The organism is Methylobacterium sp. Leaf88 (assembly GCF_001422795.1).
Lineage (GTDB): Bacteria > Pseudomonadota > Alphaproteobacteria > Rhizobiales > Beijerinckiaceae > Methylobacterium.
Map to the genome: position 1 here is coordinate 14,971 of NZ_LMMK01000046.1, position 17,150 is coordinate 32,120.

The following is a 17,150-nucleotide window of genomic DNA, read 5'->3' on the forward strand; positions in this document are numbered from 1 at the left end:
GCCGCTCCTCACACATGGAGGGTTCATGACGGTTCCCGAGGTCCAACTCAGCCTGGACGGCATCCGCAAGTCCTTCCCAGGGAAGGGCGGGCCAGTGCCTGTGCTCGATGGGCTCAGCTTCGACATCTATGAGCGCGATTTCGTCAGCATCATCGGCCCGAGCGGCTGCGGCAAGACGACGGTGTTCAACGTCATCGCCGGACTTCTCGAACCCGATAGCGGCACCATGACGTTTCGCGGCGAGGTGGTACGTGGGCTTCAGGGCCGGGTCGGCTACATGATGCAGAAGGACCTGCTCTTTCCTTGGCGGACGGTCCTGCAGAACGTAATGCTGGGGCTTGAGATGAAGGGCGTCGACCGCGCTCAGGCTCTTGATACCGCCCGCGAATACCTTTCGACCTTCGGCCTGTCGGGCTTCGAGAATGCCTACCCGAAGATGTTGTCCGGCGGCATGCGGCAGCGGACCGCCCTGATCCGGACCCTGATCATGGATCCCGATATCCTGCTCTTGGATGAACCCTTCTCGGCCCTCGACTACCAGACGCGTCTCTACCTCGAAGGCGTTCTCCTCGACGCCGTGGAGACCTTCCACAAGACCGTTGTGCTGGTGACGCATGACATCGACGAGGCCGTCGCCTTGTCCAAGCGCGTCGTCGTTCTGGGCAATCGCCCCACCAAGGTGAAGTCCGTTCACGAGATCGGGCTCGATGCCCGTTCGCCGATCGGTGCGCGCAGCGATCCGCGTTTCTCCGACTATTTCCAAACCCTGTGTGGCGAACTCGAGATCCAGACCCGTCAGAGGGCAGCCTGATGGCGACACACACCTTGAAAACGTCGGAAGCCTTGAAGACGTCCCAAAGCCTCAAGTCCGCGTCTCCAGTATCGGCCCTGCCCACCCGGCAACCCGTTGCTCGACCCCGCACGAAGCCGGGTGCATTTGCCCGGGGGGCCGACACGACACTCGGGCGCGGCATCATTCAGCTGCTGGCGGTTGGGGTGTTCTTTCTTGCGTGGGAGGTCGCGGTCCGAGCCGGCTGGCTCACGGAGTTTCTGGTCGGCGCACCGTCAGGCATTTGGCGGGTCTTTCTTGCCTCGATGTCGGACGGATCGCTGCTCGTCGATACCTGGTACACCGTAATCGAAGCGATCATCGGATTCTTGATCGGCACGCTCGTGGGATCGCTGGCCGGCCTCGGCCTCTGGTACTCGGCTTTTGTAGCGCGGCTCGTCGAGCCCTTCATCGTGGCGATCAACTCGGTGCCGAAGATCGCACTGGCCCCGATCGTCATCCTTTGGTTCGGCACGGGTTTCGTCTCGAAGGTGGCGCTCGCGGTCTCCCTGACCGCTCTCGTCGCCCTCATCGCCGCCTATCAGGCCGCGCGCGACGCCGACCCCGACCTGCAGGCCCTTCTGGCCTCGATGGGCGCCTCGAAGAACCGCATCTTCAAGAGCGTGATCGTGCCTTCGACCCTGCCGGCCATCATCGGGATGTTTCGCATCAACATCGGCTTTGCCCTCGTGGGCGCGGTGGTCGGCGAGTTCATCTCGTCCCAGCGCGGCCTCGGGCATCTGATCTACTCGGCCTCGAGCCTCTACGACCTGAATACGGTCTGGGTCGGATTGTTCGTGCTGATGTTCGTGGGCTTCCTCCTCTACCACGTCATCGATTTCGCCGAGCGTCGCATCCTGCCCTGGCGGCAGATCACCACCGCCGGCCAAGTGCAGGTCTGATCTCCCACGGGTCGATGGGTTCGCCGGCCTCGGCCGCAACGCGTGACGCACACCGGGACACCGGCTCTTTAACCTCCCGCAAACTTTGAATTTCGCGAAGAAGGGCATCACGGATGATCCGTTCCAAACGCCTGCGTCTCTCAACCTCCCTGGCGGCAATCCTGGGGTTCGCCAGCCTCGTGGCGCCGCCGGCCCGCGCAGCGGACAAGGTCACGATCTCGCAAGCCTTCCAGTCGATGCTCTACCTGCCCTTCTACGTCGCCATGGATGGCGGATTCTTTGCCGGCGAGGGCGTCGAAGTGACCAAGGAAACGGCGGGCGCCCCGGCGGTGGCCCTCTCGGCGGTGATCTCGAAGAGCGCGCAGTACTCGATCCACGGTCCCGAATGGACCGCCATCGCCGCCTCCAAGGGCGCACCGGTGAACGTCGTGGCGAACGTGGTCAACGGAGCCGCGGTGTGGATCGCCACGACCCCGGACGTGATCTTCAACGATGTGAAGGACCTGAAGGGTCAGAAGATCGTCACCGGGCTGATGCCGACCACCAGCACCTCGCTGTTCCTGAAGCTCCTTAAGGAGAACGGCCTCAAGCCCGAGGACGTGGAGATGACCCAGGTTCAGCTCGGGTCCGAGCCGGGGCCGCTCCTCGCCGGCCAAGCCAAGATCGCGGTCATGTACGAGCCCGGTCTCGACCAGGTGGTGGCCAAGGGGATGAAGGTCGTGCTGGGCTTTCCCGAGCGCTACGGCGCCTACGCCTTCTCGTCCGTGAGCGCCCGCAAGGACGTCGATCCCGCCATCACTCAGAAGGTCGTGACCGGCATGCAGAAGGCGATCCGCTTCATGCACGCCGAGCCTGAAAAGACGATTGCCATCGCCAAAAAGCAGTTCCCGAACCTCGACCCCGCCGTCGTCGAAGCCGCGGTGAAGCGCATGATGCGGGAGAAAGTTTATCCTGACAGTGTCGACATCACCGCTGAGGCCCTGAAGACAGGGATGGAGACGCAGGTGGCGCTCGGCAATCTCTCAGGTCTGCCTGACTACGCCACCTTCGTGCGCCGCGACTTCATCGAGAAAAGCCTTGCGGCTAATTGAGGCCACGGACCTCCGAACGTCGCGTTGCACCGGCGCGGCGTTCGGCTACGAAAGTCAGCGGACCCGTCTATGCTCAATCACCTAGGTCTCGTCGATGCCCTACGGGCGTTTCGCGATGGGCACGTGACACCTGGCGACTACCTCGCGGCCTGCCATGACGCAGCCCTGGCCCGCTCAAATCTTGCCGCCTTCACTGTCCTCGCAGCGGCTCCCGCGCCGGGAGACGGAGCCTGGACTGGCATCTCCGTTGGGGTGAAGGACATCATCGCCACCGCAGACATGCCGACCGCGAACGGCTCGCCCGTCTATGCCGACCACGTGCCCGCCGCGGATGCCTGGATCGTCGCCCGCCTGAAGGCGCTAGGCGCCTCGGTGCTCGGCAAGACGGTCTCCACCGAGTTCGCCTGGCGCCATCCGGGACCGACGCACAATCCCTGGGCGCACGGACACACCCCGGGCGGCTCCTCGAGCGGATCAGCCGCTGCCGTAGCGGCCGGTATTGTTCCCCTGTCGCTCGGTACCCAAACCTTCGGATCGGTGATCCGGCCGGCCGCCTATTGCGGGGTCGTCGGTCTCAAGCCGAGCTACGGCGCCATTCCACGGGCCGGCGTTCATCCCCTTGCCCCCTCACTAGACCATGTCGGCCTGTTCACCCGCTCGGTGACGGACGCTGCCTTCGCCCTGGCCCATCTGATCGGCCAGGACGAGGTGGACCTGCATGGCCGCCCGCTGCCGAGCTTTTCCGTCGACCTCGACACGGATTTGGCGCCCCGTGAGTCACCGCGCCTCGCGCTGCTTCGGACCACGATCTGGGACAGCGCCGAACCGGAACAGCGCGCCCTGCTCGAATCCACGACGGCAGCTTTTCGAGCGGCTGGAGCCCATGTGTCCGACCTCGTGCTCCCGGCAGCCTTCGAAGGCTTGTGGGAATGCGCGCGCACCATCCTCGCCGTCGAGGCCAGCGTCTGCTTCAGAGCTCTGGTGGAGCGTTTCCCCGACCGGACGAGTCAGCCGCTCAAGGATCTCGTCGCGGAAGGTGCGCAGATCCCAGCCGTTACCTACGTCGAAGCCCTGCGACGGCAGGCCGATCTGCGGGCGGACCTCAATGCGGTGCTCGCAGGCACTGATGCGGTCCTGACACTGCCCGCTTCCGGCCCCGCCCCGGAAGGGCTAGCCTCGACCGGTGACCCTGCCTTTTGCGTGCCTTGGACCTGCCTCGGCGTCCCGGCGGTCACACTTCCGGCCGGGGAAAGCCAAGGGCTTCCGCTCGGAATCCAGCTTGTGGGCGCCTACCGCAACGATCTCGCGTTACTCCGCACAGCACGCTGGTGCGAGACGGTCCTGGCCCGCCCGATCACCTTTCCTGCCTTCTGCCCCGCCACCTGAAAACCCGCACATCACGATCGTCGGAACGCTGCCCCATGCTATCTCTCCTCTCGCTGCGTAAGCAGATCGATGCAAGCTCGCTGACGCCGCGCGAGGCCATTTCCCTCGCTGAGGCCGCGATCGCCGCGCACGAGCCTGAGATCCGGGCCCTGGTCAGCCGCAATCCCGATCCGGTCGTGCCGGAGCGAGGTCCTCTTGCGGGCATCGCCGTGGGAGTGAAGGACATCCTCGACACGGCGGACCTGCCGACGCAGATGGGTTCGCCGATCTACGAAGACTGGCGGCCGCGTGGCGATGCCGCCGCCGTGGCGCGCCTGAGACGGCTCGGCGCCGTGCCACTGGCCAAGACCACCACGACGGCCTTCGCCTTCTTGGACCCGACCCAAACCCGCAATCCGCACCACCCTGGCCATACACCGGGTGGTTCATCGGCGGGTTCCGCCGCCGCTGTATCAGCGGGGATGCTGCCGCTGGCACTGGGCACACAGACCGGTGGCTCAGTGATCCGCCCGGCCGCCTATTGCGGCGTGGTGGGGATTAAACCGTCCTTCGGGCTCCTGCCCACGGTGGGCATGAAGTGCTTCTCCTGGACGCTCGACACACTGGGCCTGTTTACCGCGGGCGTCGCCGATGCCGCCCACGCCCTCGCGCTGATGACGGAGCGCCCCAGTCTTGACCTTCCCGCCACAGAGCCGGGCACACCGCGCATCGGCGTCGTCCTGCAGGATTTCTGCGCCGCTGCGGAGCCCGAGGCGCTGGATGCCCTCGAACGCGTGCGGGCGGCCGCCGGAGCCGCCGGCGCCCGCCTGCGCGATGTCGGCCTGCCAGCGGTCTTCGCCGAAGCCTTCGGGCTTCATGGCACGATCCAGGATTTCGAGGCGGCCCAGGCGCTGGATTGGGAATACACCACGCATCGCGCGGACCTCGGACCACTCCTGGGCGCGCATCTCGATGCCGCGCAAGGCGTGTCGCCCAAGTCCTACGATGCGTCCTTGAAGATGGCGGATCGCGCCCGGCGGCAATTGCCCGATCTGTTTGCAGAGCACGACGTGGACGTGATCCTGACGCTCTCGGCGCCCGGCCCAGCGCCGGAAGGCTACGCAAGCACGGGCGATTCCCGCTTCAACCGCCTGTGGACCTTGATGGGTGTTCCTTGTGTGACCGTGCCGGTGGGAAGCACCCCGGCCGGGCTGCCGCTCGGCGTGCAGGTGATTGCCCGCCTAGGCGACGATGACAGGGCCCTCACGGCCGCACGCTTCGTAGAGACGCTAATGCCTGAGCACCATCACTGATGCGAGCTATCTCCGTAGGCTAGTAAAACGGCACGCAGAACGACTGCTTTTGGGTCTCGCTTGAGGGGACTGCTACGGCGAGGTTGGGTCGGGACCCGCCCCTCCGTTCTACGACCGGGGTGGGTGGATTTCTGCCGGTCCGCTTACGGGCTTCAGCATCGAGAAACCGGACGTTCGCATATATCGCGACGCATGACGGCTTTGCGCCCCAAGCGGCCCTTCAAACAGACCTGCGGGAATAGCCGTGTGTGGACGCCCCATCGGATTCAAGGGGGTGTTGGAGAGATTTGTGCGCGCAGGATCAGGTGCTGCCGTGTGTCCGGCCCGTTGATGCAGCCATCATCACGGCTGCTAGCCTGTATGGAGAGCGCGGATCGGGTCCAAGTCGCTTTGGCGCGCTCGAGGCGCTTGGCCATTCACTGGTTTTCCCGACCCCGTCTTCTGACCGTTGCGCCATACCTCTCGACTGACCTTCCTTGCCTCCCTGACGCCTCAGGCCGTGGCGATCACGCCGTGGCCGGAGCTCTGTAGGAGCCGCCATGGGCCATCAAGGCCCAGACGATCCTCGCCATCTTGTTCGCCAGGGCGACGGTGATCAGCATGCGCGGCTTGCGCGACAGCATGCCGGCCAACCATGCCCCAGCTGCCGTGGCGGCGGCAGATTTCAGCCACCGGCAGCCCAGCCTGCTGCTCCTTCAGGATGCCGACGATCTGCTCTTCGCTGAACCGGCTCTTCTTCATCGTCCGTCTCCTGCTCGACGGATCCTAGCTTCAGAACGAGGGCAAGCCAGGGGGCAAGGTCACCAGCCGCCGGCCTGTGCGGCCGCGGCTAGCACGACCGAGGTCATGATGGAGGCCATGGCCGTCGCGGTCTCCAGGGCCTCGTCGCGGCCGTCCCCATCCGCAGCGCTCGGAGGGGCCGTCGAAGACTGCGCGCCGCACAGGCCACCCGCCACGGGCAGTCTCCGATGAGACCGCGCAAGATTCTTGGGCAAGGCTCTCGGGTATCCCAAGGCTCGGCTGCGACGGCCGAGCTGATCGCCGCGCTATGACCTGGGGGCTCAGACGACGCGGATATTGCTGGGCGTTCTCCTTTGGTCATCGTCCTTCACGCGTTGCTCGAGGTCCGCGACCCGGCTTTGAAGCGATGCAACCTCGCGGATCGCCTGTGCCAGCACGTGGACGATGGCCTCCTGACGGCTACCCTCGGTCGGCTGACGCAACGCTTCCTCGAGTCGGCGGCTCAGAGTTTCGACCGGCATGTTCGTACCTCACTCGATGAAAATCGATCGCCGGAGACAGGGCTCGTCAATGCCCCCATCCGTTGTTTTCGAGGTCACTTGCACGATGCAAGTTTGAGGGCTGTATTCGTGAGCGTTACGCGCGGAATTTCAAGAATTCGACATCGAAAGAACGCGAGACCATGCCTCGCACCAACGATGACGGGCGAGAATGGTGCCCGAATGAGCGCAGGTTACGAAGGCGATCACGGGCTACGATTGTCGTCGGGCACAGCATTTTCATTGAGGCAGATCAATTTTCGCTCTCTCGGCTGGAGATACCGATATTGGCTCTTCCATTCGATGGAGTGTCCCATGGCTCAGGCGGGTGCGAAATTGACGGTCAAGAACGAGAGGATGGCGGAGCCGGCCTCTCCACCCGCAGAGTGGCGGCCGATCGAGATACTGCGCCGAGACATCGATCACTTCATCGACGATCTCGGCAAGAGTCTGCGCCGCGTGGCGTTCGGCCTCTCGGGAGGGGACGGCTCACCCTTCCTCGGCACCGGCTCCCTTTGGCCGATGGCCCCGGCGGCCGACATCGTGAGCAAACCAGACTGTTATGAAATCACGTCCGATGTCCCGGGCATGGAAGAAAAGGACATCGATGTAAAAATTTCCGATGGCATGCTCACCATCCGGGGAGAAAAGAAGCACGAGAAGGAGGAGAAACGAGAGGGCTACTATTTGTCCGAACGTCGATTCGGCTCGTTTCAACGTTCGTTTCCGATCCCGTCCGGTGCCGAGGCCGACAAGATCGAAGCGGTTCTCAAGAACGGGGTCCTGACGATCACCTTGCCCAAGGTGGCTGGGGCGAAGGCCGAGAAGACGATCGCGGTACAGGCCGCCTAGCCCGCGCCTCGGATGCTCTGTCCGAGTGGGTGGACGGTTCGCCGCCCGTCCGCCGCGTCGCCGCTCCATCAGACGTCGTGGGAGTCCGTCGATGGCCGTTCGCATCTTTCGTGATCGCGCGGAAGCGGGGCGTGACCTCGCCGACAGGCTTGGCGCCTTCGCGGGCCGCTCGGACGTGGTCGTCCTGGCGCTGCCCCGCGGTGGTGTTCCGGTCGCGGCAGAGGTCGCTCGCGCGCTCGGCGCCCCCCTCGACGTGTTCGTCGTGCGCAAGCTCGGCGTCCCTGGCTACGAGGAACTCGCGATGGGCGCGATCGCCACGGGCGATGTGCGCGTGCTGAACGAGGGGATCGTCGCCTCGCTGCAGATCCCGCCCTACATCATCGAGGCGGTCGCCGCTCAGGAGCATGAAGAACTCCTCCGGCGCGAGAGACTCTACCGCGGTGGGCGTCCGCCCACGGAGGTCCGGGGCCGCACGGTGATCCTCGTCGACGACGGCCTGGCTACCGGCGCGACGATGCAGGCGGCCGTCGAGGCGGTCCGGCAACGCAAGCCGGGCCAGATCGTCGTGGCGGTTCCGACAGCGTCGCGGGACACCGCCGACCGCCTGCGGCGGCTGGCCGACACGGTCGTCTGCGTCGTCCTGCCGAAGCCGTTCCAGGCCGTCGGCGCCTCGTACAAGGATTTCGCGCAGACGCGCGACGACGAAGTCCGGGATCTGCTGAAGCGTGCCGAGGGGCCTGCGGATCCCGCGTTCGTCGTCGCGGAACGACAGGCGGCCAAGCCCGAGGCCGCCGACTTTACCGGCACAGACCTGGCCGCCACCGACTTGTCCAGCTTGGAATCCGCGATCGTCCCGTTGCGCGGCGATGCGCGCGACTACGATCCGTTGTTGGCCCTGATCGGCGAGGCGCGGTTCGTGCTGCTCGGTGAAGCCAGCCACGGGACACAGGAATTCTACCGGGAGCGCGCCGAGATCACCGCGCGGCTGATCCGGGAGAAGGGCGTCACCGCCGTGGCGATCGAGGCCGATTGGCCGGATGCCTGGCGGGTGAACCGCTATGTCCGCGGCGACAGCGACGACCTCGACGCGGTCGAAGCCCTCGGCGGCTTCCGGCGCTTCCCGACCTGGATGTGGCGCAACACCGAAATGGTGGATTTCGTCGAATGGCTGCGTTCGCACAATCAGACGCTTGCGCCCGGGGTGCCGCGGGTCGGCCTCTACGGGATCGATCTCTACAGCCTGCATGCCTCGATGAAGGCGGTGCTCCGCTGTCTCGACCGCCTCGATCCGGGGGCGGCCGAAGCGGCGCGTGCCCGCTACGCCTGTTTCGACCGCTTCGGCGAGAGTGGCCAGGTCTACGGCTTCATGACAGGGTTGAAGGGGGTCGGCTCCTGCCAGGAGCCCGCGATGGCGCAACTCCTGGCCCTTCAGCGCCGCACCCGGGACACCCTCGCCTGGGTCTGCAGCACGGATCGTGAAGAACTCTTCAATGCCGCGCAGAACGCGCGCGTCGTCCAGAGCGCGGAGGCCTATTACCGGACGATGTTCCTCGAAGAGGAATCCTCGTGGAACCTGCGCGATCGGCACATGGCCGAGAGCCTGGAATCGCTGATCGCTCATCTGAGCGGTCAGGGTTCACCCGCGAAGGTTGCGGTCTGGGCGCACAACTCGCATCTCGGCGATGCCCGCGCGACGGAGATGAGCGAGCGGGGCGAACTCAACCTCGGACAACTGATGCGCGAACGCTACGGCCGCGCCGTCTACAGCATCGGGTTCACCACCTATGCCGGAACCGTGACGGCGGCCTCGGATTGGGATGCGCCCGCGGAGCGCAAACGCGTCCGGGCGGCACGGCCCGGCAGCCATGAGGCGCTGTTCCACGCCCTCGGCGCGGGCCGCTTCCTCCTGCCGCTCACGCCCGGCAGTCCGCAAGCGGATCTGCTGCGACCCGCGCGCCTCGAGCGGGCGATCGGCGTCATCTACCGCCCGGATACGGAGCGGCGGAGCCACTATTTCCGGGCCTGCCTGCCGGATCAGTTCGACGCCATTCTTCATTTCGACGAGACGCGCGCCGTGACGCCGCTGGAATACACGGCAGGTTGGGAATCGGGCGAGGTCCCGGAAACCTACCCGGTCGGATTGTAGGCGGATGGTAGGCACTTGGCCGAACGACGGGGCCTGGGTGGAGCCGGAGTCTCAGGGGAGGCCGACGTGACGGTAACCGAGATCGAGAGGGAACAGGACGTCTCGATTCCAGCCGGAGGAGAGGTCCTGGCTGCCAGCCTCCGTCTACCCAGGCAGGCACGCGGCGCCATCGTCTTCGCGCATGGCTCCGGCAGCAGCCGTTTCAGTCCGCGCAACCGGCAGGTCGCGGGCTGTCTCAACGCCGCCGGCTTTGCGACCGTGCTCGCCGACCTGCTGACCGCCCCGGAGGAAAGTCGCGATCGTCGAGGCGGACATCTGCGCTTCGACATCCCGTTTCTGGCGAGCCGCCTCAACGCCGTGGCGGAGTGGCTCCTGCGCCAACCGGACCTGTCTCGGCTGCCGCGCGGCTATTTCGGCGCGAGCACCGGGGCCGCTGCGGCGTTGGTCGGCGCTGTGGCCCATCCCGACCACGTCGATGCCGTGGTGTCACGGGGCGGTCGTCCCGATCTGGCGGCGGCCGCCCTCCCCCTGGTGCAGGCGCCGACCCTCCTTCTCGTGGGAAGTCGCGACGCCGAGGTTCTCGCCCTGAACGCGCGGGCGTTGGCTCGACTGACCTGCGTCAAGCAGCTTCAGATCGTGGAAGGCGCGTCGCACCTGTTCGAGGAGCCGGGCGCCCTCCACGTGGTCGCTCGCGCCGCGACGCTCTGGTTCGAGCAGCATCTTCCCGCCCCGGAACGCTGACGTGCGGCGCTCCGGGATGGCTCCGGGATGCCTGGGAGTCGGGTCGAGGGGCCGCGGTGTCGGATCGGCCTTGCCGGGCATCCTCAGTGCCCGCTCCGCGATTCCGTGACGGCACCGGGCGAGTGGGGCCCCAGCTGCACTTCGAGCGGAGGTTCGTTCTCGAGGGGCGGCGGCCCGTAGGGCGGTGGACGGGCGAGATCCGCGGCCCATGCGGTCATCGTGCCTCGCGTCGACGCCTCATAGGCCGCGCATTCGTCCTCGCGCCCCCGGACCACCCTGTGGCCCACCATGGCTCCGTGCGTTTCCGTCACGACGGTGCGCTGTCCGTCCGCTCCCCCGGGCAAGCTGAACGAGATCACGACCCAATCGTGCTGCTTGTCGCGTTCATGGGCCCGCGCCGAGTTCGAGTAGAGCGCCGTGAGCGCCCAGTCGCCGCGTCGGGTGTGGAGAACCGGCAGCCACGGCACTCGGCCGGGATTGAAGCGCCGCGGCGCGATCTTGGGTAGGCCATCGCTCTGCGCGCGATACTGACGATCGACATCGAGCAGCACCGCCACGGGCGGCTCCAGGTCGGGGCGCGTGCCCGGTCGCCGGATCCGCGAGAGCATCGCGTTCAAATTGGCGCACAGCATCCGGATCCGCCGCGGTCCGACGCCCCGCACCTCGGCGAGGTGCCCCCGCTCGGCCGCAAGCTCCAGCTGCTCCAGCGTCGACACATGCAGCGTGTCGACGATGCGCTGGGCCAAGACAGGTCCGACGCCCGGAACCGTTCGGATCAGCTGAACCGGATCGGCCGAGCCGCGCAACTGTTCGAGGTAGGGCCAGCGCCCTGTTTCGAGCAGAAGCAGGATGGTCCGGCTGATCGAGCGGCCGATACCGGGGATCGCTTCCAAGGCGTCGCGTCCGCCGCGCGCGATCTCCGAAAGATCATGATCCAGATGCATGACCGAGTCGGCGGCCTTGCGATAGGCTGCCGCGCGGAAGACCTCCCCCCGCGTCAGGTCGATGAGATCCGCCGCTTCGCGCATCCGGTCGGCGATGGCTTGGTTGCCGGTCCGCTGCGCGGGGGGACGCCACGACCGAGTGGTTCGTGGCGTCGAGCGAGATCCATGAGCGTCGTTGCTGAGCCCCTTCATCGCTCCGCTCCTACCGGTTCACCCCGTGGTGCTCAGCGGCCGCCGCCCGGATTGCTGCGCCGCCGGCTTTCGCCGCGCGGACGCCGCGATTCCGACCCGCGCCAACCGGGCGAAAAAGGACTGCATTCTGGCCTGCCCGACTCGGCCGCGTTTGATCTGAATCAACGGAATCCGGAACCACAGGGCGGTCGGACCGGTCCGGCGCGAGGTCCGGCCTTGGACGGCTCTCCGCCCGGGACAGCGCCCCGGCGGAGGAGAGGTACAGTTCCCGCCCCGTCGGAGCCGCGTTCGAAGGAGCGACGATCCCGTGTTCGGCAGGAGGATCGTCGAACTCCTCAGGGTGTCCCGGTGCGGTGGGCGAAGAGCTGTGCGAGGGCGCAGGAGGCCAGCCGCACTTCCGGACTGTCGGAGCGGCTCGTCAGGACGATCGGGACGCGCGCGCCGACCACGAGGCCGGCGGCATCGGCGCCCGCGAGATGGATCAGCTGCTTGGCCAGCATGTTGCCCGACACGAGGTTCGGCACCACGAGGATGTCGGCATCGCCCGCCACCGGCGACACGATGGCCTTCGCGGCGGCGGCGGCCTGGGAGATGGCGTTGTCGAAGGCCAATGGCCCATCGACGAGGCCGCCGGTGATCTGTCCGCGCTCGGCCATCTTGCACAGGGCCGCGGCGTCGAGGGTCGAGCCGAGCTTGGTTGAGACCGTCTCGACGGCCGAGAGAATCGCCACCTTGGGCTGCGCGATGCCCAGCGCACGGGCGAGATCGATCGCGTTCTGCACGATGTCGCGCTTCTCCTCCAGGGTCGGCGCGATGTTGACGGCGGCATCCGTCAGGAACAGCGGCTTGGGGTAGCTCGGCACGTCGAGGGCGTAGACGTGGGTCATGCGGCGCTCGGTCCGCAGCCCCGTCGTCTTGGAAACGGCCGCCGCCAGGATTTCGTCGGTGTGGAGGGCGCCCTTCATCAGCGCCGCCACCTGTCCGGCGCGGGCGAGGGCGACGGCCTGCTCCGCCGCGGCGTGGCTGTGAGGCGCATCGACGGTCTCGATGCCGTCGAGGGCGAGACCGGCCGCGCGGGCCGCGACATCGATCTTCGCCCGCGGACCGACCAGCACCGGCACGATCAGCCCGGCCTCGCGCGCCGCGCACGCGCCTTCGAGCGCGGCCGCATCGCAGGGATGAACGATGGCCGTCCGCGTCGGGGCGAAACGGCGCGCCGCCTCGATCCAGCGGTTCCAGTGCACGCCCCGCTCGTGCAGGTGGACCTCGTGCAGGTGGACCTCGGGCAGCAGGGCTCGCGGCCGGCGCACCTTCTCGGTCGGAGCCCGCACCTCGGCCTCGCCCGTGATGACCGTTTCGCCCTGCGCGTTCAGGCAGACGCACGCGAGGCGGAGCCGCTGATCGGAGGCGTACTTCTCGCGTACGGTGACGCGCGCCGTCACCGTATCGCCGATCCGGACCGGCTTCAGGAATCGCAGGGACTGGCCGAGATGGATCGTGCCGGGGCCCGGCAACGCGATGCCGAGCACGGTGGAGATCAGCGCGCCGCCCCAGAGCCCGTGCGCGATCACCCCGTGGAAGCGGTCCGCGGCGGCGTCCTCGTCGAGGCGGGCCGGGTTCCCGTCGCCGGAGGCGAGCGCGAACAGGCCGATGTCCCGTGCCCGCAGGGTGCGGGTCAGGCTGGCGGTGTCGCCCACTGCGATCGCGTCGAAGGTGCGGTTCTCGACGAAGCGGAGCGGGTCCGTCATGCTATCCAGTTCAGGCCGCCATCGCTGACGGTGCCAGTGCCGGTCGCGCCCCGCGCAGCGTCACCGGCCAGCCACGCCACGCCACCGACCTCCGCGATGCTCGCCAGCCAGCGCTCGGGAGTCCTGGCCTCGGCGGCGACGCCGACCACGGGTCCGGCCTGGCCGGCGAGCGGCTGCGCAAGGGACATCGCTCAGGCCTCCGGCACGTAGGTGCCGGGCGCCGCGCCGAGCACTGCGTAGCCTGCGGCCGGAGCCCCCATCGCGGGCGGCAGCCCGAGTGGCTCAGACCGCTCGGCGAGCCAAGCCGCCCAGGCCGGCCACCAGGAGCCCGCGCCGGGCGCCGTCCGGGCGAGCCAGGCGTCGGGATCGTCGTAGCGGTCGGTCACCCGGGTTGTCCGGATCCGGTAGTGACGATGCGGATGCCCGGGCTCGGACACGATTCCGGCGTTGTGGCCCCCGCTGCACAGGACGAAGGTGACCTCGGTGTCGGCGAGAAGGTGGATCTTGAACACCGAGCGCCAGGGCGCGACGTGGTCGTGCTCCGTGCCGACCGCGAAGATCGGGATGCGGATGTCGGTCAGGGCGACCGACCGATCGTCCGCGCGGTAGCGCCCCTCCGCGAGGTCGTTATCCAGGAACAGGCCGCGCAGGTACTCGGTGTGCATCCGGGCGGGCAGGCGCGTGGAATCCGCGTTCCAGGCCATCAGGTCGGTCATCGGTTCCCGGCGGCCAAGGAGGTAGTCGCGCACGATCCGGGACCAGATCAGGTCGTTGGAGCGCAGGATCTGGACGGCGCCGGTCATCTGCCGGGCGTCGAGGGTGCCCCGGTTGCGCATCAGACTTTCCAGGAAGCTGATCTGGCTCTCGCCGATGAACAGCGTCAATTCCCCAGCCTCGGTGAAGTCGAGCTGCGCGGCGAACAGGGTGAGCGAGGCGAGCCTCGCATCGCCGTCCCGGCTCATCGCGGCGGCCGCGATGGCGAGCAGCGTGCCGCCGAGGCAATACCCCGCGGCATGGACGCGATGTCCCGGAGCGATGGCCGAGACGGCGTCGAGGGCCGCCATCACGCCGAGACGGCGATAATCCTCGAAGCACAGGTCCCGGTCCTCGAGGCCGGGGTTGCGCCAGGAGATCATGAAGACGGTGTGTCCCTGGCCGGTGAGATACCGCACCAGCGAGTTCCCGGGCGACAGGTCGAGAATGTAGAACTTCATGATCCAGGCCGGGACGATGAGTACCGGCTCCGGCCTGACCTCGGCGGTCGTCGGGGCATACTGGATCAACTCGATCAGGCGGTTGCGGAACACGACCTTGCCGGGCGAGACGGCCATTGCGCGCCCGACCGGGAAGGCGTCGGCGCCGACGGGCCGGAGCCCCTCTGCCGCGCGGGAGGCGTCCTCGGCGGCGTTCAGCGCGCCCGCGGCGAGGCTCGCGCCGCCGGTCCGCATGGTCTCCGCCAGCACGACGGGATTGGTCCATGGGAGGTTCGACGGCGAAACGGCATCCAGGACCTGGCGCGCCGCGAAGGCGACGAGGTTCTCGTGCGTGCGCGAGACGCCTGGCACCTCGGTCGTCGCGTTGTGCCACCATTGCTGGGTCAGCAGGAACGATTGGTAGGCGAGGTTGAACGGCCAGACCTGCCAGGCCGGGTCGTCGAAGCGGTGGTCCTGGGGCAGCGGATCGATGCATGGCGCCGCGTGTCTCCGCAGGATCGCGGTCCGGACCGCGAACTGCGCGAGGCGCATCTGCTTCCGGATGAGCTTCATGGCCAGCGTGGCCTGCTTGCCGGGCGAGAAGGCCGCGTGGATCGCCCAGTCGAACCACGCCTCCGCGAGGGCGGCGGGCGAAAGGCCCCCCGTCATCCGGGCGACGGAGGCGTGCACGCTCTGATCGATCGCGCGCCGGACCGGCGCCAGATCGTCCTCTTCCTCACGGCGACCGGGACGGGATTCCGGGCTGCGGACCTCCGGGACCGGGAACGGAGGTAGGCCGGGCCATGACGGCCCCGCGGCGGCCGCGGCCGGGTCTCTCACATCCGCGTCGAGCATGTCCGACCTCCTGCGCCGCCGCCGAGATTACGGCGTGCGGGACCGGCGGCCCGTGATCCAGATCAAGGCGTCGCCGCAGCCGCCCGGCCCGGGACTCACGACAGCGCGATCGAGCGCCGGAACCGCAGGACCGCCGCCGCGACGAACATGGCGCCGATCGCGCTCACCACCACGATGCGGACCCAGACCGCGTCGAGGCCGGCGCCGCGGTAGAGGATCGCCTGTGCGAAGGCCACGAAATGCATGGTCGGCGAGGCTTGCAGGAGTGTGGAGAGCCAGGGCGGCATGCTCTCCAGCGGCGTGTTGCTCCCGGACAGCATGGCGAGCGGCAGATAGACCAGGAGATACAGCAGGCCGAGCTGCGGCATCGAACGCGCGAGCGTGCCCAGGAACAGGCCGATCGCGGTGGCGAAGAACAGGTAGGCCGCCGTGCCGACCAGGAACAGCGGGATGGAGCCGACGACCGGGACATGCAGCACGCCCCGCACGACGATGACGAGGGACAGGCCGACGGCCACCAGGATCACGAGGCCGTTGGACCAGACCTTCGCCATGTCGATCTCGATGGGCGTGACCGGCATCACCAGGAGGTGTTCCAGCGTCCCGCGCTCGCGCTCGCGCACCACCGCCGCGCCGGCGAGGATGATCGCCAGCATCGTCACGCTGTTGAGGATGCCCATCACGCTCGTGAACCAGGCCGTCTCGGCGTTGGGGTTGAAGGCGATGCGCGCGACGAGCTCGACCGGCATCGGCGCGCCGATCCGGTCGCGGGTGACGAACCGGGCGACCTCGTCGGCCACGATCTGCTGCACGGAGGCCGCGCCGAGGCCGGCCTGCACCATCGCGGTGGCGTCGACGTCGAGCTGGAGCCGCGCGGGGCGAAGCCCGAGCAGGTCGGATTGGAATCGCGGCGGGATGTCGAGCACGAACGTGTAGGTGCCGGCGTTCATCGCCGGGACGATGTCCCGCTCGGCGATGGCCACGGGCGGCTTGAAGTCGGGCGGCAGGAAGGCGCGCGTGATTTGCCGCGAGAGCGTCGAGCGATCCTCGTCGACGACGGCGATCGCGGCGTTGTGCAGTTCCTGCGAGCTGCTCTGCGCCTGCGCCAGGATCGCCAGGGAGAAACTGTAGACGACCAGGCCCAGCAGGACGTAGTCGCGCCCGAAGCTGCGGAGCTCCTTGGTCCCGAGCCAGAAGACGTTCGCGAGGGCGGTCACGGCGCAATCCCCCCGGCGGTCAGGGTTCCTGCCGGGGCATCGCTAAGCAGGCCGCGCCGGTCAGGACGGGGACGAAGGCCGCCAGGATGGCCAGGTTGCCGGCGAGGTCGGCCCAGCCGAGGCCCTTGGTGAAGGTGCCGAGGCTGACCGGTAGATAGTAGCTCATGGGAAAGAGCCGCCCCAGGACGCGCCCCATGCCGGTGAGGGAGGCGACGGGGACGAGCATCCCGGCGAACATTGTGGCGGGGAGCACGGTCAGGATGGCGGTGCCGAACAACGCCGCGATCTGGGTCCGGGCGAAGGTGGAGACGAGCATCCCGTATGCGGTCGTCGCGGTGACGTAGATCAGCGTCCCGACGAGCAGGACCGAGGCGCTACCCTTCAGCGGAACCCTGAAGACGACTTGCGCCAGCGCGACCATTGATCGGCCCCCACGCGGTGGTCCAAGGGTAAAGTTAGTGCGCGGTAGGCCGCTTCACCAC

At 67.7% G+C, this 17,150-nt stretch carries 15 protein-coding genes and 3 pseudogenes; 8 read left to right on the forward strand and 10 right to left on the reverse strand.

Annotated features, from left to right (window positions below):
- Positions 1–25 precede the first annotated feature (25 nt).
- The 5 genes from ASF20_RS18760 (at position 26) to ASF20_RS18780 (ending at position 5,500) form a co-directional block, all read left to right on the forward strand.
- Positions 26–811 (forward strand): ABC transporter ATP-binding protein, encoded by a 786-nt coding sequence (locus tag ASF20_RS18760; RefSeq protein WP_056276787.1) that lies wholly within the window; start codon positions 26–28, stop codon positions 809–811.
- Positions 812–1,095: 284 nt separating this feature from the next.
- Positions 1,096–1,731 (forward strand): ABC transporter permease, encoded by a 636-nt coding sequence (locus tag ASF20_RS18765; RefSeq protein WP_244476489.1) that lies wholly within the window; start codon positions 1,096–1,098, stop codon positions 1,729–1,731.
- A 113-nt stretch (positions 1,732–1,844) separates the two neighbouring features.
- Complete coding sequence (locus ASF20_RS18770; protein WP_056276791.1) at positions 1,845–2,822, forward strand: ABC transporter substrate-binding protein; 978 nt, start codon at positions 1,845–1,847, stop codon at positions 2,820–2,822.
- A 24-nt stretch (positions 2,823–2,846) separates the two neighbouring features.
- A complete protein-coding gene (locus ASF20_RS18775) occupies positions 2,847–4,208 on the forward strand; it encodes an amidase (RefSeq protein ID WP_244476490.1) in 1,362 nt (453 codons plus the stop codon).
- A 35-nt stretch (positions 4,209–4,243) separates the two neighbouring features.
- Positions 4,244–5,500, forward strand: a complete 1,257-nt coding sequence (locus ASF20_RS18780) for an amidase (protein ID WP_056276795.1) — start codon at positions 4,244–4,246, stop codon at positions 5,498–5,500.
- A 506-nt stretch (positions 5,501–6,006) separates the two neighbouring features.
- Here ASF20_RS18780 and ASF20_RS24255 read toward each other — a convergent pair.
- The 4 genes and pseudogenes from ASF20_RS24255 to ASF20_RS18790 form a co-directional block, all read right to left on the reverse strand.
- A pseudogene (locus ASF20_RS24255) lies at positions 6,007–6,144 on the reverse strand (IS110 family transposase); the annotation flags it as partial.
- A 1-nt stretch (position 6,145) separates the two neighbouring features.
- Positions 6,146–6,241, reverse strand: a pseudogene (locus ASF20_RS23595) (transposase); the annotation flags it as partial.
- A 59-nt stretch (positions 6,242–6,300) separates the two neighbouring features.
- The gene (locus tag ASF20_RS24260; RefSeq protein ID WP_156648130.1) at positions 6,301–6,456 is read right to left on the reverse strand and encodes a hypothetical protein; all 156 of its coding nucleotides are present in this window, start codon (positions 6,454–6,456) and stop codon (positions 6,301–6,303) included.
- A gap of 105 nt (positions 6,457–6,561) precedes the next feature.
- Positions 6,562–6,762 carry a hypothetical protein gene (locus ASF20_RS18790; protein ID WP_056276798.1) on the reverse strand — a complete coding sequence of 67 codons (201 nt, stop codon included), beginning with the start codon at positions 6,760–6,762 and terminating at the stop codon, positions 6,562–6,564.
- Between the two features lie 333 nt (positions 6,763–7,095).
- Here ASF20_RS18790 and ASF20_RS18795 point away from each other — a divergent pair, with 333 nt between their 5' ends.
- The 3 genes from ASF20_RS18795 (at position 7,096) to ASF20_RS18805 (ending at position 10,519) form a co-directional block, all read left to right on the forward strand.
- Positions 7,096–7,632, forward strand: a complete 537-nt coding sequence (locus ASF20_RS18795) for an Hsp20/alpha crystallin family protein (RefSeq protein WP_056276800.1) — start codon at positions 7,096–7,098, stop codon at positions 7,630–7,632.
- Positions 7,633–7,723: 91 nt separating this feature from the next.
- The gene (locus tag ASF20_RS18800; protein ID WP_056276802.1) at positions 7,724–9,778 is read left to right on the forward strand and encodes an erythromycin esterase family protein; all 2,055 of its coding nucleotides are present in this window, start codon (positions 7,724–7,726) and stop codon (positions 9,776–9,778) included.
- A gap of 66 nt (positions 9,779–9,844) precedes the next feature.
- Complete coding sequence (locus ASF20_RS18805) at positions 9,845–10,519, forward strand: dienelactone hydrolase family protein (protein WP_156648131.1); 675 nt, start codon at positions 9,845–9,847, stop codon at positions 10,517–10,519.
- Positions 10,520–10,602: 83 nt separating this feature from the next.
- Here ASF20_RS18805 and ASF20_RS18810 read toward each other — a convergent pair whose 3' ends face one another.
- The 6 genes and pseudogenes from ASF20_RS18810 to ASF20_RS18835 all read right to left on the reverse strand — a co-directional run.
- Positions 10,603–11,655, reverse strand: a complete 1,053-nt coding sequence (locus tag ASF20_RS18810; RefSeq protein ID WP_156648132.1) for a helix-hairpin-helix domain-containing protein — start codon at positions 11,653–11,655, stop codon at positions 10,603–10,605.
- A gap of 335 nt (positions 11,656–11,990) precedes the next feature.
- On the reverse strand, positions 11,991–13,403 hold the full coding sequence (locus ASF20_RS18815; protein ID WP_056276805.1) for a bifunctional enoyl-CoA hydratase/phosphate acetyltransferase: 1,413 nt from the start codon (positions 13,401–13,403) through the stop codon (positions 11,991–11,993).
- The gene (locus ASF20_RS18820; protein WP_056276809.1) at positions 13,400–13,591 is read right to left on the reverse strand and encodes a hypothetical protein; all 192 of its coding nucleotides are present in this window, start codon (positions 13,589–13,591) and stop codon (positions 13,400–13,402) included. The genes ASF20_RS18815 and ASF20_RS18820 overlap by 4 nt, the downstream gene beginning before the upstream one ends.
- A gap of 3 nt (positions 13,592–13,594) precedes the next feature.
- A complete protein-coding gene (locus tag ASF20_RS18825; RefSeq protein ID WP_280136509.1) occupies positions 13,595–15,319 on the reverse strand; it encodes an alpha/beta fold hydrolase in 1,725 nt (574 codons plus the stop codon).
- 227 nt (positions 15,320–15,546) lie between these two features.
- The gene (locus ASF20_RS18830) at positions 15,547–16,668 is read right to left on the reverse strand and encodes an ABC transporter permease (RefSeq protein WP_056276811.1); all 1,122 of its coding nucleotides are present in this window, start codon (positions 16,666–16,668) and stop codon (positions 15,547–15,549) included.
- 19 nt (positions 16,669–16,687) lie between these two features.
- Positions 16,688–17,089 (reverse strand): annotated as a pseudogene (locus ASF20_RS18835) (ABC transporter permease); the annotation flags it as partial.
- Between the last annotated feature and the right edge of the window lie 61 nt (positions 17,090–17,150).